Here is a 17,414-nt window from a genome sequence, read left to right on the forward strand (position 1 = left end):
GCCATTAAAAACTATTAGAAAATCCGCTTATCATCAACTGGTTTGGCAAATTTATTGATATTGGCTTCGATATTTTTAGCAATACTTAGATAATACGGCGCAAATTCATCATCGGCCAACACGCTCGGCTCACCTTTATCCACTTGGGCGCGAATACCGCTAGCAAGTGGCAACTGACCCAAGAGTGGCACATGGTATTGCTCAGCGATTTTTTCGCCGCCACCCGTACCAAAAATCGCTTCAGTATGGTTACAGTTGCTACAGGTATGCAGCGCCATATTTTCAACCACGCCAAGTACTGGAATATTGGTTTTATTAAACATCTCGATGCCTTTTTGCGCATCAAGTAAGGCGATATGCTGCGGCGTCGTCACAATCACCGCACCCGTTACCGGAATGCGCTGCGCCAATGTCAGCTGAATATCGCCAGTACCAGGCGGCATATCGATGACTAAGTAATCGAGCTGCGGCCAATTGGTTTGGTTATACAGCTGCATTAAGGCGCCAGTGGCTTTTGGTCCGCGCCACGCCACAGGTGTATTATCACCATCGAGCAAGCTACCAATCGATAGCATTGCCAAACCATGCGCTTCAATAGGTACAAATTGCTCGTTTTCTAGCTCAGGTTTGACTTTGTCCACGCCCAGCATCGTCGGCATACTTGGTCCATAAATATCAGCGTCTAGCACGCCAACCCGATTGCCCAATTTCTGTAATGCTAAGGCGATATTAACGGTAGTGGTTGATTTACCAACGCCGCCTTTACCCGAAGCGACGACGATAATATGGCGGATACGCGGATGCGCCGTTAAGGACGCTTGCGTCGGCGCCGCTTTCGTAATCGGCGGTTCAGCCTGATTGCTGCTATTTGTATTTGCAGAGGGTTTGGTCTGCTTTTCCATCGCGTTAGTGGTTTTTGGCATGGCTTTCGGTAGGCTTGAGCCCGCGCCTTTTGCAGGCGCTGGCAGGCGCACATTCATATGAATCACTCTGATGCCATGCGGATGCAGTAGATTGCCAAGCTCTTGCTGAATGGTCTCAGGGTCGCTATCTTGCGGCAGACGCAAATCCAAAGTCAGCTCATCGCCATCGCGCTCTAGACCTGTGACCATAGTTGCAAGACTGTTATTACCCAAATGGTAATTGAGCAACACTTGATCAACGGCGCTATCACGAGCCGCTTGTTGCTGCGGAGATTCGGATTTCGAAGATGCTCTTTTTTTTATAAAATTAAACATAGCTACCTCTACTACCTATATCGATGGTTAAATTTGGCAAAAACGATGAATCTTTTTAAACAATAACTGTTTAAAATTGTTTAAAAAAACTCTTAGCTAAAACTTTAGCCCATAAAACTTTTGCCAAATGCTTTTATATAGATACAGTGTAGCTCAATGGGCGCTATAAAAAAACCACACTGTCAGTAGGTATGAGGGTCAAAATTGGTGTTATTTTTTTATTTAAGCGGTCTTATGTAAATGACCGTTTATTAAACAAACTAACCAATCGGTAAAAATTTAGAAGCGATGAATAAATAGATCAGTACACCCGAGGCATCACTGATTGAAGTAATCAAAGGCGCACTGGCGGTTGCAGGGTCAAAACCGAGTTTATTGAGTATAAAAGGCAGACTCATGCCAATGACACTACCAATCATAACAACGCACAGCATACTTAGTGCCAAAACCAAAGAGACGGTCGCGTCACCGCGCACATAGCCAATAAGGGCAATGGCAACGGCCATCGTCGCCCCGAGCAGCAGGGCAACTAAGGCTTCGCGGCCAAGGAGTGAAAACCAATCACGCATCACCACATCACCCGTCGCTAAAGCACGTACCATTAAAGTCGCTGATTGCGAGCCGGCGTTACCGCCACTATCAACCAGTAAAGGTAAGAAAAATACCAATACTAAGTTTGCCGCAATGACGTCTTCGAAGTTAGCAATACTTAGCCCCGACAGCAAGTTGCCAAATACTAAAAACACCAGCCAAAAAACCCGCTTACGGTAAAGGACAGTAATACTGACGTCTTTTAAGCGCCCAACCATGGTCGAGACACCGCCTGACTTATGGAAGTCATCCGTGGCTTCATCACTTGCCACGTCCATCGCGTCATCATGAGTGACGATACCAACCAACGCCCCACTGGCATCAGTAATGGGTAGGGAGATTAAGTCATAACGGGCAACAGTTTTCGCAACGTCTTCTTGATCATCGTTGACATCAGAAGAGATGACCGAGCTGACCATGATGTCTTTAATCAGCTGCTCAGGCGATGATAAAATAAGCACCCTTAATGACACCACGCCCAAGAGCTTACGCGCGTCATCAATCACATAAGCATGATAAATAGTTTCGGCATCGGGCGCTTCTAAACGTAGCGCGTCCAAGGCTTCGGCGACAGTCATCTCAGCCCCTAACGTCGCATAATCAGAGCTCATCAAGGCACCAGCTGTGCCTTCTTCATAGGCCGATAGACGGCGAATATCCTCACGCTTCGCCTGCGCTAAGGCAGGTAATAACACGTCGCGTTGGTCTTGACTTAAGCGCTTATACAAATCAGTCCGTTCATCAGATGGCATCTCACCGACTATCTTGGCTAAAATAGCGCGCGGAAAGACATAAGCGAGCGCCACTTGACTATCTGGGTCTAAATAAGCAAATATCGTCGAGCGATTGGGCAAATGCGCAAGGAGCTGCCAAGCGAGTTTGGGTTCAATTAATGCCAATAAATCAGCTATATCGATAGGACGCAGGTTTTGAATCTCTTCAATCGCTTGCTCATACTGCTGCTGCTCGATAGCACGGCTTATTTTTTCGGCATAGGTCAACGCCAAGTCTTTATTATTCATCGCTTTTACTCCGTGCAGCGCAAAATAGGGCAACAGGCGCTCATAAAAAAGAGCCAATATTATTGGCTCAAATTAACATAAAATCAAATGCTAAAGGATTGAGGTTTTATTAGCAAGCGAATGATGCTTAAACCAAGCAAACAGCCCGCAAATCTATCCATTGACCAAACTATTAATTCATAAACCAACCATGACTGGCGACGATAGACTGCCCAGTAAATACATTGCTTGGAAAAGCCGCTAAGAATAATGCCAATTGAGCGATATCATCAACCGTGGTAAATTCTTTATCAACGGTATTGACCAACATAATGTCATTTACCACAGATTCTTCACTGATGCCTTTTTCAACCGCTTGTTGCGGGATTTGTTTCTCGACTAATGGTGTTTTGACAAAACCGGGACAAATGACATGTGCGCGTACATTATGTTCAGCGCCTTCTTTTGCCAACACCCGGCACAGTCCAAGTAGTCCGTGCTTGGCAGTAACATACGGTGCTTTAAATAATGACGCTTCATGCGAGTGCACCGAGCCCATATAAATGACTGTACCGCCTTTGTCAGCCTTATACATATGCTGCACAGCCGCTTTAGTGGTTAAAAATGCCCCATCTAAATGAATAGCAAGCATTTTTTTCCAGTCAGCAAACGCCATTTTATGAATCGGGTCAATGATTTGAATACCCGCATTTGATACAAGAATATCTATACCACCAAAGGTATCCACTAATTGCTGTACGCCAGAATTTACGGCACCCTCTGAGGTCACATCCATGGCGATCGCTAACGCACGTCCGCCAGCGGATTCGATAGCATCGACCGTTTGCTGTGCGGCTGCCAGATTAATATCAGCAATACCAACGGCAGCGCCTGCTTTAGCATAGGTTTCAGCGATATCACGGCCAATGCCGCTTGCAGCGCCAGTGACTAATGCCACTTTGCCGGTCAAATCTTGTTGTAATGTGGTCGCCATATTTTATAGTCCATTATTAAATAGGTTGTTTGGATGCCTATATTACCCGCTTGTTTATTAAACAGGCTTATTGAGTAATGCTCACTGGCGTTTTTTCTTGTAACTCCTCAAAACTTACGCCTTCTGCCAGCTCAACCAATTTTAGACCGTTGTCAGTGACATCTAATACGGCAAGCTCGGTAATGATACGGTCGACCACCCCTTTACCCGTTAGTGGCAGCTCACAGTCGGCAAGGATTTTTGGCTCGCCATGTTTGTTGACTTGCTCCATCAGCACAATCACCCGCTGCACGCCAGCCACCAAATCCATCGCGCCGCCCATGCCTTTGACCATTTTTTTCGGAATCATCCAGTTGGCCAAATCGCCTTTTTCGGATACTTCCATCGCGCCCAATATCGCAAGATTGACATGACCGCCGCGGATCATCGCAAACGACTCTGAACTACTAAAATAGCTGGCACCGGGTTCAGTGGTTACGGTTTGCTTGCCCGCATTGATTAAATCCGCATCGACATTTTCTTCGGTTGGAAACTCGCCAATACCGAGTAAACCGTTTTCAGACTGAAGCCAAACATCGACGCCCTCAGGGATATAGTTGGCGACTAGGGTCGGTAAACCAATACCTAAATTAACATAATAGCCGTCTTTTAATTCTTGAGCGGCACGCTGTGCCATCTGCTCTCTTGTCCATGCCATGATAATTTCCTTATTTTTTACAAAGCCTATTGTTATTTTTTCATTAAAACTATTAAATAATCTTTCATTTAAGCGCGTGTAGTGGCTGCTTTGGTAGTAGTTTTTTCAATACGTTTTTCGGGATTATTATTTAAGACAATACGTTGGACAAAAATACCCGGCAGATGAATATCATCGGGGTTTAGCTGCCCAATCTCTACGATTTCCTCAACTTCGACAACCGTAACTTTACCCGCCATCGCACAATCTGGATTAAAGTTACGCGCTGTTTTATTAAAAATTAAGTTGCCGGCTTTGTCAGCCTTTTGTGCTTTAATTAGTGCCACATCTGCCCGCAAAGTATGCTCAAGCACATAGGTACGACCATCAAACTCGCGCGTCTCCTTGTCTTCAGCCACTTGTGTGCCAACGCCAGTTGCGGTATAAAACGCTGGAATACCAGCGCCGCCTGAACGCAGTTTTTCCGCTAACGTGCCTTGCGGCGTTAGCTCAACTTCTAGCTCGCCTGATAAGTATTGACGCTCAAACTCTTTATTTTCACCTACGTACGATGAAATCATTTTTTTAATTTGGCGCGTTTGTAATAGTAAGCCCAAACCAAAATCATCGACACCGGCATTATTACTGATACAGGTTAATTCCTTGACCCTACTATCACGTAATGCTTCAATCAGCGCTTCAGGAATACCGCACAAACCGAACCCTCCAATAGCGAGAGTTTGACCGTCACTAACGATACCTTTTAACGCCTCTGCTGCGCTGCTATATACTTTTGATTGACTCATGCTTATCTCCTTGCAAGTCACTTTTTATATTTTATTTAATGATTTTTCCTGCATGATGCAACTCACATCATGGCAACTCTCGTCTTACCAACCAATAGACACAGTTATTCTAAAAGCAATACACTGCGTATCGATATATCTTATTTAAAATTCTTATGCTAACTTAACATATTATTCTCACAGCGACTAGAGAATAACCATAAGGAAATGGGAGCGGTATTTCACGTTTGGGCTATTTGATAATAGCGATATTACTATCGCCTGTACATGACGTAGTAGCAAACGTTATTTATTCGCTATTTAACATCGGCTAAGGAGAGGCTTTCATGTTTAGCACATTTGCTATTATTATCACTTTATTATTATTGATGTTCTTTGCTTATCGCGGCTATTCCGTGCTGATTTTGGCACCGATTATGGCGATGTTGGCTGTATTACTTTCAGGTGATTTCTTAAGCAGCATTCCTGCCTATACTGATGTATTTATGGGTGCATTAAGTGGATTTTTGCTAAAGTTTTTCCCTATCTTCCTACTCGGGGCACTATTTGGGCGCTTAATGGCAGACTCAGGTGCGGCAACAGCGATTGCCAAAACCGTGGTCGAAAAGCTCGGTGCCAGCAAAGCTATTTTGGCCGTTATTTTAGTATGCGCTATTTTGACCTACGGTGGTGTGTCATTATTTGTGGTGGCATTTGCAATCTATCCGATCGCTAAAGACTTGTTTAAAGCTGCGGATATTCCTAAACGCTTGATTCCAGCTGCAATTGCGCTAGGTTCGTTTACCTTTACTATGACTGCATTGCCTGGCACGCCAGCAATTCAAAATGCAATTCCCATCCCTTATTACAATACCAACGTTTTTGCTGCCCCTATTTTGGGTATTGTAGGCGGTCTTATAATGTTCTTTTGTGGCTGGTTGTGGTTACAATCAAGAGCCAAAAAAGCCGTTGCAGCAGGTGAAGGCTATGGTCAGCATGATGAAAGTGATGTGGGTGGTGTTGGTAGCGCAACAGTAGAAACCAATTTGGCGAGCACGCATCACAGTTCCTTTACCGTTGCTATGATCCCGCTGGTGCTGGTCATCGCACTAAACGCTTTATTAACTTACTTTATTTTTCCATCGATGGATTTTAGCGGTTTACAAGCCCAGTTTCCGGACTTAAATATCGCAGGTTCACTTGGGTTATGGTCAATTATCATCTCATTGGTCGTTGCTTGTACTGTACTCATTGTGCTGCGTATTGGACATTGGAACAATCTACAAAAAACCATTAACCGTGGAACTTATGACTCAATGTTGCCAATTTTTAATACGGCCTCGGAAGTTGGTTATGGCGCAGTTATTGCCTCATTAGCAGGTTTCCTTATTATTCGTGACAGTATCTTAAACCTAACCCCTGGCAACCCACTTATCTCAGAGGCGGTCGCTATGACCACGCTGGCTGGTATTACGGGGTCATCTTCTGGTGGCTTAAGTATCGCTCTATCGACGCTGGGCGAAGACTATTTGAGAATGGCTGTCGCTGCTGGCATTGACCCAGAGCTGATGCACCGAGTCGCTGTGATGGCAGCAGGCGGTTTAGACACCTTGCCACATAGTGGTGCGGTCATTACCTTGCTGGCGATTTGTGGTTTGACGCATAAGCAATCTTATCTAAACGTTGCTATGGTCACTATAGTAATCCCACTTATTGCGGTGGTTGTTATTATCATTTTAGGAACGATGTTTGGCTCGTTCTAAAAAGTAGCTAAAATATAAAAACGGACTATAAATACCACAGAAATCTACCCTTTCATCGAATCCACTTATTCATTAAACCTACTTAGCAAATTGCTGGGTGGGTTTTTTATGTTAGTTTTAGCATAGCTGACTTTAAATAAAGCTAATTTCCTCTATCAAACAAATAACCATATAAATGCTAAATATAGTTAATCACTGTCTTAGCATCGATTTAATTACCAAGGTAATATCACAAAATCGGCCGAATTACGGTATCATAGGCGCACTTTTTTAATTCTTCTCTTTTTTAGAGTTATTGGACGTTTTAAGTGTTAATAATTTAGCATTGATAATACGGTGCTGACTCCTCATAAAGTGCTCGAGACGTTTGAAAATCAACCCGTTTATATAAAAATATAGGTGACAAAAGTGCGTGAGATTTTAGTAACCAGTGCGCTGCCCTACGCCAATGGCTATATCCATTTGGGGCATCTTGTAGAATATATTCAGACCGACATTTGGGTACGTGCGATGAAAGCACAAGGCCATCAGGTCACCTATGTCTGCGCTGATGATGCACACGGTACGGCGATTATGCTCAAAGCAGAAGCCAATGGCGTCACCCCAGAAGAGCAAATCGCCTCGGTAAAAGCCTCACATGAAGCCGATTTTGCCAAATTTTTGATTGACTTTGATAATTATCACAGCACCCATTCAGAAGAAAACAAGCATTTCTCTGAGCTGATTTATCGTCGCCTTAATAGCGCCGGACATATCAGCACAAAGGACGTCAAGCAGCTTTTTGACCCTGAAAAGCAGCTGTTTTTAGCCGATCGTTTTGTCAAAGGAGAGTGCCCTGAATGCAGCGCGCTTGACCAATATGGCGATAATTGTGAGGTATGCGGTACCACTTATGATGCAACCGACCTTATCAATCCGCATTCAACGCTATCTAATGCGACGCCCGTGCTTAAAACTTCTAAGCATTATTTCTTTGATTTGCCTGAGTTTGAGCAATTCTTAAAAGATTGGACGCGTAGCGAAAATCGCTTGCAAGTCTCCGTCGCCAATAAACTGCAAGAATGGTTTGACGCGGGTCTGACCAGCTGGGATATCTCGCGTGATGCGCCGTATTTTGGTTTTCAAATCCCAGATACACCAAGCGATGAGCCAGAAAAATACTTTTATGTCTGGCTAGATGCACCAGTTGGCTATATGGCAAGCTTTAAAAACCTATGTGATAAGCGCGAAGGTAGCGACCAAGCGCTTGATTTTGACCGTTATTGGATGCAAGAAAACGAGCATAAAACCGAGGTGTATCATTTCATCGGTAAAGACATCGTTTATTTCCATGCGCTATTTTGGCCAGCGATGCTAGCCGGCAGCGAGTTCCGTACGCCAACCGGTGTTTTTGCCCACGGTTTCTTGATGGTCAATGGCGAAAAAATGAGTAAGTCACGCGGCACCTTTATCAAGGCCGAAACTTACGCGGAACACTTACACCCTGAATACTTGCGTTATTATTTCGCCAGTAAACTGTCTGACAAAGTTGAAGATATTAACCTTGATTTAGAAGACTTTATGCAAAAGGTCAACTCTGACTTGGTGGGTAAAGTGGTCAATATCGCCAGCCGTAGTGCCGGTTTTATCGTGAAGAAATACGACGGTATGCTGTCAGACAATTGCGTAGAATCAGAATTACTAGAAAATATCACCAAAACTGGTGATGAAATTGCCGCCGCTTACGAAAACCGTGAGTTCTCGCGTGCGATGCGCTTAATCATGCAGTGTGCCGACAAAGCCAATGAATATATCGACGAGAAAAAACCTTGGTCGCTTGCCAAAATCGAGGGCACTGAGAAAGAAGTGCAAGACGTCTGCTCGGTGGCGATTAATATCTTCCGCCAATTGATGGTTTATTTGGCGCCAGTATTGCCTGAGCTGACAGCCAATGCTAAAGAATTCTTAAATATTGATGATTTAAGCTTTGCTAGCCGAAATCAATGGCTACTTGGTCATAAAATCAATAAATTTAAACCTTTGATGCAGCGTATCGAAGAAAAAGACGTTGCGGCAATGGTTGAAGATTCAAAGGCCTCGTTAGCGCAAGCAGACGCCCCTACTGCTAACAGCGATAATAATTCAGATAATAAAAAAGCAGTAGTAAACACCCAGCCAGTACCAGCGGCTAATACTGACAGTGAAGCTGGGCAAGCGGACTATATTGGTATTGAAGACTTTGCCAAAGTTGAGATGAAAGTGGCACACGTCTTAGCCTGTAATTATGTCGAAGGTGCGGATAAGCTTTTACAATTTACCTTGGACGTTGGCGAAGACAAACCGCGTAATGTCTTTAGCGGTATCCGTAAGTTTTATGAGCCTGAGCAATTGCTGGATAAAAAGGTAATTTGCGTCACCAATCTTGCGCCGCGTAAGATGAAATTTGGCATCTCAGAAGGCATGGTATTATCGACTGGCAACCCGAAAACTCAGTTAACGGTGGTTACTTTACCGGACAACTGCGTGATTGGTGATGTGTTAGCTTAAATGCGGTTGTACTTATAGAATAAAAAAGATGCTTTCGTGGCATCTTTTTTTTGCCTAAAATTCATTGGTGACAAAATAAAAAGAGCGTGGGCAAAAAATAAAAATATCGACAAAAATCTGCCTTTATTCACTTTTATAAAATCAATGACAAATGCGTTTTATTTTCTTATTGCCATAAGTTACATTACTGTCATAATATGGACGTAATCATCAAGGGATTGATTACCTTTATGTTCGCCCGTTATCTCAGCATGCACATAACATTGACTCGGGTAACCTGCAATTTTTAACCTATGAGCCAAAATAAAATGACCTTTGCCACTACTTTACGCCTTAGCCTGTGCGGCGCTGCTTTTAGCGCGGCGCTTGGTTTAACCGCTTGCTCTAATAATGCGACCGACCCTGCCGTCAACGCTGATGATAGCGCAACTAACGATAAGCCTGCCAAAACCTTGGCCATCACGCAAATTGTCGAGCATCCTTCTTTAGATGAGATGCGCCGCGGCATTATTGATGAGCTGGCGGACAACGGCTACGCAGAAGGGCAAAACCTAACCGTTAATTTTCAAAGTGCGCAAGGGAATACCGCAACGGCTGGGCAAATTGCCAAACAGTTCGCCGGTGACAATCCAGATGCCATCGTCGCCATCTCAACACCTTCTGCGCAATCAATCGTAGCGTCGACTAAAACTGTTCCCGTTATTTATACCGCCATTTCAGACCCTGTGGCAGCCAAGCTAATTGACGAAAATGACGTGCCTATCCAAACCAATGTGACTGGTTTGTCGAGCGAATTACCTATTGAACCGCAGTTAGACAATATTCAAAAAATTGTCCCTAATGTGAAAACCATTGGTTATGTTTATAGCCCAGGCGAAGCCAATTCGGTGGTGGTTCTTAAACAACTGGAAAAAGCAGCACCAGCACGTGGGCTTAAGATATTGGGCGTTACTGCCAATCGCCCTACCGACGTTGCAATGGCGACTCGTAGTCTAGCAGGCAAGGTAGAGGTTATTTATACCTCATTAGATAACAACGTGGTTTCTGCCTTTGAAGCAATGGCAAATGCGGCTAATGAACTTGATATCCCAGTTATTGCCTCAGATGAGTTTAGCGTCAGACGCGGTGCGACGGCGGCACTTGGGGTTAATGATTATGACTTTGGCCGTACCACGGGCAAAATGGTGTATCGGGTATTAAACGGTGAAGCGACCAAAGATATCGCACCGCAAGTGATGAATACCTTAACGCTATATGTCAGCCCAAAACACGCCGCTGAACAAGGTACTAGCCTATCGGCAGACTTACTTAAAAACGCCATCAATGTCGACAAAGAAGCACAAAAGGTCAGTAAATAGTCACTAATAAATAGTTGCGACTCAATAGTAAAGAATAAATGGACGGTAATTAATAATCAGCTATACAACGGATTACACAATCAGCTAGGATAATGGCTGGCAGCGCTACCCTTTTTTATCTTTTATATAATGTACGGACACATTATTATTTTCAGGAGTCAGACCCATGTTGTATCAAAATCGTTTTGCCAAAGCTTTATTATGGGGCGGTGTTTGCACCGCTATCTTGACCGGCTGTAACCAGCCAGCACAAGATGCCAACACCACTGACGGCGCTGCAACGGGCGGCGATGCCAAAGCTGTCATGAAAACGGTCGCTATTACCGCCATCGTTGAACATCCAGCACTCGATGATGTGCGTAAAGGCGTTATCGACGAGTTAAGTGACGCCGGCTTCAAAGAAGGCGAAAACTTAACCATCAACTTCCAAAGCGCCCAAGGTAATACCGCCACTGCCGGTCAGATTGCCAAACAATTCGTCGCTGATGCACCAGATGTCATCGTAGCGATTGCCACACCATCGGCTCAGTCTGTAGCCGCTTCTACCAGCAGCATTCCTATGGTGTTCTCAGCGGTCACCGACCCTGTTGCAGCTAAATTGGTACCGAAACTTGATGGCTCTGGCACCAACGTTACTGGCGCCTCTGATGCCCTTCCTTATGCACCGCAAATCGATTTGATGCGTCAAATTATCCCAAGTCTAAAAAACGTCGGTTATGTCTATAGCCCAGGCGAAGTAAACTCAACCATCGTTTTAAAAGCGCTAAAAGAGAATCTGACCCCGCTTGGTATTAACGTTCACGAAGCGCCTGCGCAGCGTAGTAACGATATTGCGATGGCCGCTCGTAGCCTTGAAGGTAAAGTCGATATGATTTATACCTCAACGGATAATAACGTGGTTTCAGCATACGAATCACTGTACCAAATCGCTAAAGAAAGTAAGATTCCATTGATTGCCTCTGATACCAGTTCGGTTGAACGCGGTGCCGTTGCTGCGTTAGGAGTGAACTATTACGATTTGGGCCGCGAAACCGGTAAAATCGTTACGCGTATCTTAAACGGTGAAAAAGCAGGCGAAATCCCTGTTTATACGCCGCAATCGCTTGATTTACATGTCAGTCCAAAGAATGCGCAAGCCGAAGGCATCACGCTACCACAAGCCGTTATCGATAAAGCAAAAGTAGTGTTAGAATAACTGCCGCTTTTAACTCTAATTCTTAGACGATAGTTTTTATCAATTATCGTCTAGGTTAATTGGATATAGCTATTTTGATATGGCTATGTAGGTAGCGCAGACAAACCCAGCTCTCAGTCAGTAGGCTGGGCTTGTTTTTTCAAGGCTGTAAATAAGCAAAGCTTATAATCAAGCATTCTAAGAATAGGTTTTGCTTGACCCTAACTGCAGATACCTCTATCTGTTAAATTCACCGCTTAGTCGTTTAAGCAAAGTTGGCTGATTGATAGCGCGATATGTCGCCTATCTCAATTATCTCGCCATCATTTATTAAACGCTGGGTTATGACTTACTGATCTCTTATGTCTTTAATTGCTTTTTTTGGTGCGCTTGAAAGTGGTCTGATTTATGGCCTAGTGGCGCTTGGCGTCCTTATCTCATTTCGTACCCTCGACTTTCCAGATTTGACCGCTGACGGTAGTTTTCCGTTGGGCGGCGCTGTCGCGGGTATTTCTATCATCGCTGGAGTGAATCCTTGGCTTGCTTGTGCCTTTGGTATGCTAGCAGGGTCAGTCGCCGGTATTGTCACCGCGTGGCTACACGTTAAGCTGGGCATTTTACAGCTGCTTGCCAGTATCCTTGTGATGGTTGCTTTATACTCTGTCAATCTACGGATTATGGGTGCGCCAAACTTACCATTGTTAGGTGAAACGACCGTATTTAGTACCTTGGTCAGTGATGGTAATGGTTACTGGATGCGCTGCCTCATTATTGGTGTCGTCGTCCTATTGGCCATGTTGTTTTTAAACTGGTTTTATAGTACCGAAACGGGTTTATCGATGCGGGCGACTGGCTCAAACCTACGCATGGCACAGGCGCAAGGTATCAATACCTCATGGATGACCATCATTGGTATGGCGATTTCTAACGGCTTGATTGCGTTAGCAGGCGCATTATTTGTGCAGACGCAAGGTGGCGCTGATATCTCAATTGGTATCGGTACGATTGTCATTGGTTTAGCAGCGGTCATCATCGGCGAGACCATTATTCCAGCTAAGCGTATTTGGCTGATTACCTTTGCGGTGGTCGTTGGTGCGGTGCTTTATAAGCTCTTTATTCAAGTGGCTCTATCAAGCAGTACGCTACGTAGTATCGGATTTGGTCCCCAAGATTTGAACTTGATTACCGCGCTACTCGTGGTATTAGCCTTAGTCTTGCCAAAAGCTAAAAATAAATTTTTAAGTCGTAAAGTTCGGGCTTAATGTCAATATGCAACCATAAGGAATAATTATTATGATGCAAGCTACAGATTTGCGGTTGACCTTTAACCCTGGAACGCCCATTGAAAACCCTGCCCTACGCGGTATCAATTTAAATATCGCCGATGGTGAATTTGTCACCGTCATCGGTACCAATGGCGCAGGCAAATCGACCTTTTTAAATGCTGTCAGTGGCACCACGCGCGTGGATAGCGGTTCAATCTTGTTAAATGGTATTGATGTCACCAAAAAGACCGCACACCAACGTGCCCATTGGGTTGCTCGCGTTTTCCAAGACCCGATGGCGGGAACTTGTGAGGCGCTAACCATCGAAGAAAATATGGCGCTAGCCTATAAGCGCGGCGGCAAACGTGGTTTGAACTTTGCCCTTAATCAAAATAACCGTGACTTATTTCGCGAGAAATTATCGGTATTAAAATTGGGTCTAGAAAATCGTTTAACCGACCGTATGGGCCTGTTATCCGGTGGTCAACGCCAAGCCGTGAGCTTACTGATGGCGTCATTGCAACCGTCTAAGATTCTACTGCTTGATGAGCATACGGCGGCCCTTGACCCTAAAACAGCGGCGTTTGTTTTAGAATTAACCGATAAAATCGTCACCGACAATCAGCTAACAACGATGATGGTGACGCATTCGATGCAGCAGGCTCTAGCTCATGGTACGCGTACTGTGATGCTTCATCAAGGTCAGGTGGTATTAGACGTATCTGGCGATATCCGTAAAGGCATGGATGTGCATGATTTACTGGATATGTTTGAGCAAACCCGCGGTGAAAAGGTCGAAGATGACAGTTTGATATTAAGCTAACTCATTTTGCAAAATATTTTGAATTTAAAATAAAACGCCTTCTCATTAGGCGTTTTTTTATGGCTGTTTTAGTTTTTAAGAATCAAGCATGACCAATTTTTGAATCAATTCACTGACATGCTGCGCTTGCATTTTCTTCATCACCTGTGAGCGATGTACCTCTACCGTTCGTACCGATATGTCTAAATGGTCGGCGATATTTTTATTTAGATTGCCTTGCATCAGCTCATGAGCGACCTGTTTTTCTTTCTCGGTTAGCTGCGCATAGAGCTTTTTTATACTATAAAGCTCAGCTCGTTTGAGGGTTAATACTTGCGCACGCTCAAGCGCTTCTTGGAGACGGTGACTATTAATCGGTTTCTCTAAATAATCAGCGGCGCCTTGTTTGAGCATATTAACAGCATCAGCAATCTCACCTTGACCAGTTAATGCAATAAGCGCTATCGGACTGTCCTGTTGATTAAGGTGCGCTTGTAGTGCTTGACCGCTCATGGCTGGCATCATTAAATCACTGACGATCACCGCGGGATAATAGATATCAACTTGCTGCAAAAAAGTCAGGGCACTTGACCACACTTGGGTCGGCAATCCTAAGCTGCTAATTAAAAAATTACAGGAATGACGCACGCTTTCTTCATCGTCGATGATATGAACCAGTAGAGGTTCATTATTGCTATCAACTGGCGTTTGCCATTCTGAGTGCTTAACTGAATTATGCTGAGCATTCATACGCAACCTTATGATTAAGTTAATTTGTAAAATTTATAAATGCTTGGTTGTTGATAACCCTCTCTTGCTCACTTTCGCTTTTGCTTACTGTCTCTGTTGATTATCTTATTTCTGCGCATCATCTGCCAAATGCAACGGCAGATAAAAAGACACTTGCGCACCTACCCTGTTTGCTAATGGATGAGTGTTTTCCATTTTTATCAAGCGCACTTTACCATTTAACGACCGCTTTAAGCGTTGCTGATAACCATCTAACGCTTGTATAGTATTAAGCTCCTGCTGGAATTCGATATTGCCAAGCTGCATCATACCGCCAATTGACTTGCACAAACGCTGACATATCATCAGCCCCAAGCCTAAACCATTTTCTTTGGTCGATTTGGTGGCGTATTTATTAGTCAGACGCTGTTGTGATTGACCCTCAACTAACTGCTGATTACCCTCTAACGGTTTATGGTCAAGCAACTGCGCCTCATCAAAACCGCCTGCATCATCGGTTATATGCAATACGATATAAGATTTACCATTATAATCTTTTGCCTGACAACGTAACATTATCTGCGTTGCCCCTTGCTGCTCGGCATTGAGCATACTATTCATCAATAACTGGTCAAGAACCAAGCTTGGCAACTGCAAAGTCTGGTAGTCACTCGCCAACCAAAAGCCAATACTTGAGGCTTTTTCACCAAGTAGCAATATACACTGCGCATAGGTGGTGACGATGTCCACTTGAACGTTGTTCGGCTGCGAGCGCCCTGCCCAGCGCCGAATATTACTGATAACAGCCGCGACCCGTTCGGTTTCATTAACAATTTGCTGTAACGCACTTTCTGTCGCTTGTTTGTCTATTGCTTGCTTTTCTAGCACTTGCTTGTCCGTTAGGGTCTTTTCTAGCGCATTCAAACTATGGGCAGAGTTTTTATCCAGCACCGTACTTTCTTTACCGTCTTGGCGGCTGACACTGCTTTGACTGCGAATAAGTAAGCCTTGCGCATAATTTTGAATGGTCGCCAGCGGCTGATTGATTTCATGGGCGATGGATCCACTCATCTCACCGATGACAGCGAAGCGTTCTGATTGACGTAGCTGCTGGTCATAATCACGAATCAGTTGATTTTGCAGAATGATTTTTTGCCGTCGTCGCCATGCCAGCCAGCTCATCCACGCATAATTCACCGTTGATATCAGTACAATTAAAACGATAACTGCCATCCACAATCGATGCGCCTTTACCCAATCGACCATATGCGCGCCCAGCTGCTTTTGTGCTGGATGACGATTCATATCATAAAGGATACGTTCAGCATCGCTACTCGATTCGGCTGGTAGCCAGTGCTGTCCTATCCCTAACGACTCTTGCTCTGGTTGACTCTTTCCATATTGACTCAAACCAAATAAATTTTGATTGATTTGCCGAATCAAGGCAGCTGGCGTTTGCTCGGTCGCCGCCAATGTCCAATTGGGATATATCTTTGTTGAAGACTGACAGCTAGAAGCGGTCGCCACAGGGTGAATAAGTCGGTATTGTTTTTTGCTAATCTTCCCTTGCTGCGCCATCTCTTCCATCAAACAAAGTGGCGCAATCGCTGCATCTACACTGCCACTCGCCAATGCATGTAAGGTACGCTCAATAGGATAACCGACGAACTGGGTCTGATAACGGTTGGATGGCATACCGTTTTGTTGTAATAAATGCGCGACGAGCAGATAACCACCAAAAGCCTCACTGTCGACGGCAGCAATTTTACGCTGCTGCAAATCTTGCAGCTGATAAATGCCGCTGTCTGCCTTTACCCAAAGAGCACTAGCGACGGCTTCCATGGCGCTGGGCTCTTTTAACTGCCTATCTTGAGACAGTTTATTAAATTCATTAGCTAGATTAACCGTTGTAGAAAGCGGCTTATCAACGGTTTTATTGAAACCTTTTTCATGAAAAGCTTTTTCCTTAAAGTTTTTACCATTGATATCAGCAGGCGCATGCAATTGAGCGGTCTCTGTATCAGCTTGCAAGGTCGCAAGCCAGCGCCAATGGGTGGTATTCATTTTAATCAGTTGAACTTGTGGTCCAAGCACTAGGGCAAACTGCTGCGCTTCGATTTCCTGCTGCCAATTTTCTAACGCTAGCGGCACCAAGACCACAGTGTCTTCTCGGAGTTGCTCATTAAGTTGATTAAGCCAAGGTTGCCAACGCTCTTGCGCAGCCGTTTCCCCTTGCGGCGCCAGCACGCCTAAATAGTAGGTTTGTGCATTGGCACTGGCTAGCATTAACCAAGTAAAGGACGCTACCACGACAAGAAAATAAGCCTTCAAGCTCGCCCAGACTTTAGACTTTTTATCCATACACCTAGCCTTACAATTGAGCTATCAAACCTTCATTATAAATTAAAACCATAATTATAATGTGGTTTTCCACAATATCACAATGTTACACGCTCCTCTATACTGAATGACAATCGTGTAACTTTTCATTCACTAAGCTTAAATCCTAAAT

The 17,414-nt window shown here is 44.4% G+C and carries 13 protein-coding genes; 6 read left to right on the forward strand and 7 right to left on the reverse strand.

Annotation, left to right across the window (positions count from 1 at the left end; translation table 11 throughout):
- Positions 1–14: 14 nt before the first annotated feature.
- From apbC to JFC07_RS06550, 5 genes are all read right to left on the reverse strand, one after another.
- Entirely contained in the window at positions 15–1,238 is a 1,224-nt protein-coding gene (apbC, locus tag JFC07_RS06530) for an iron-sulfur cluster carrier protein ApbC (protein ID WP_068404422.1), read from the reverse strand.
- A 260-nt stretch (positions 1,239–1,498) separates the two neighbouring features.
- The gene (gene mgtE / locus JFC07_RS06535; protein ID WP_198328681.1) at positions 1,499–2,851 is read right to left on the reverse strand and encodes a magnesium transporter; all 1,353 of its coding nucleotides are present in this window, start codon (positions 2,849–2,851) and stop codon (positions 1,499–1,501) included.
- A 172-nt stretch (positions 2,852–3,023) separates the two neighbouring features.
- On the reverse strand, positions 3,024–3,824 hold the full coding sequence (locus JFC07_RS06540) for a 3-hydroxybutyrate dehydrogenase (RefSeq protein WP_198328682.1): 801 nt from the start codon (positions 3,822–3,824) through the stop codon (positions 3,024–3,026).
- Positions 3,825–3,891: 67 nt separating this feature from the next.
- Positions 3,892–4,521 (reverse strand): CoA transferase subunit B, encoded by a 630-nt coding sequence (locus JFC07_RS06545; RefSeq protein ID WP_193029986.1) that lies wholly within the window; start codon positions 4,519–4,521, stop codon positions 3,892–3,894.
- Positions 4,522–4,589: 68 nt separating this feature from the next.
- Positions 4,590–5,306: a CoA transferase subunit A gene (locus JFC07_RS06550; RefSeq protein WP_198328683.1), complete on the reverse strand. Its 717-nt coding sequence runs from the start codon at positions 5,304–5,306 to the stop codon at positions 4,590–4,592.
- Between the two features lie 326 nt (positions 5,307–5,632).
- Here JFC07_RS06550 and JFC07_RS06555 point away from each other — a divergent pair, with 326 nt between their 5' ends.
- The 6 genes from JFC07_RS06555 (at position 5,633) to JFC07_RS06580 (ending at position 14,194) form a co-directional block, all read left to right on the forward strand.
- On the forward strand, positions 5,633–7,048 hold the full coding sequence (locus tag JFC07_RS06555; protein WP_193029988.1) for a GntP family permease: 1,416 nt from the start codon (positions 5,633–5,635) through the stop codon (positions 7,046–7,048).
- A gap of 408 nt (positions 7,049–7,456) precedes the next feature.
- Positions 7,457–9,574 (forward strand): methionine--tRNA ligase, encoded by a 2,118-nt coding sequence (gene metG, locus JFC07_RS06560; protein ID WP_197488861.1) that lies wholly within the window; start codon positions 7,457–7,459, stop codon positions 9,572–9,574.
- 308 nt (positions 9,575–9,882) lie between these two features.
- Positions 9,883–10,932: an ABC transporter substrate-binding protein gene (locus JFC07_RS06565; protein WP_193030040.1), complete on the forward strand. Its 1,050-nt coding sequence runs from the start codon at positions 9,883–9,885 to the stop codon at positions 10,930–10,932.
- A 166-nt stretch (positions 10,933–11,098) separates the two neighbouring features.
- Positions 11,099–12,127, forward strand: coding sequence for an ABC transporter substrate-binding protein (locus JFC07_RS06570; RefSeq protein WP_193029990.1), 1,029 nt, complete (start codon positions 11,099–11,101; stop codon positions 12,125–12,127).
- Between the two features lie 341 nt (positions 12,128–12,468).
- Positions 12,469–13,368 carry an ABC transporter permease gene (locus tag JFC07_RS06575; RefSeq protein ID WP_068404436.1) on the forward strand — a complete coding sequence of 300 codons (900 nt, stop codon included), beginning with the start codon at positions 12,469–12,471 and terminating at the stop codon, positions 13,366–13,368.
- A gap of 31 nt (positions 13,369–13,399) precedes the next feature.
- Positions 13,400–14,194 carry an ABC transporter ATP-binding protein gene (locus tag JFC07_RS06580; protein WP_068404438.1) on the forward strand — a complete coding sequence of 265 codons (795 nt, stop codon included), beginning with the start codon at positions 13,400–13,402 and terminating at the stop codon, positions 14,192–14,194.
- A gap of 75 nt (positions 14,195–14,269) precedes the next feature.
- On the opposite strand, the gene JFC07_RS06585 is transcribed toward JFC07_RS06580, so the two are convergent.
- On the reverse strand, positions 14,270–14,923 hold the full coding sequence (locus JFC07_RS06585; RefSeq protein ID WP_082894261.1) for a response regulator transcription factor: 654 nt from the start codon (positions 14,921–14,923) through the stop codon (positions 14,270–14,272).
- A gap of 105 nt (positions 14,924–15,028) precedes the next feature.
- Positions 15,029–17,263: a sensor histidine kinase gene (locus JFC07_RS06590; RefSeq protein WP_193029991.1), complete on the reverse strand. Its 2,235-nt coding sequence runs from the start codon at positions 17,261–17,263 to the stop codon at positions 15,029–15,031.
- Positions 17,264–17,414: the final 151 nt, after the last annotated feature.

The organism is Psychrobacter faecalis, from assembly GCF_016107575.1.
Lineage (GTDB): Bacteria > Pseudomonadota > Gammaproteobacteria > Pseudomonadales > Moraxellaceae > Psychrobacter > Psychrobacter faecalis.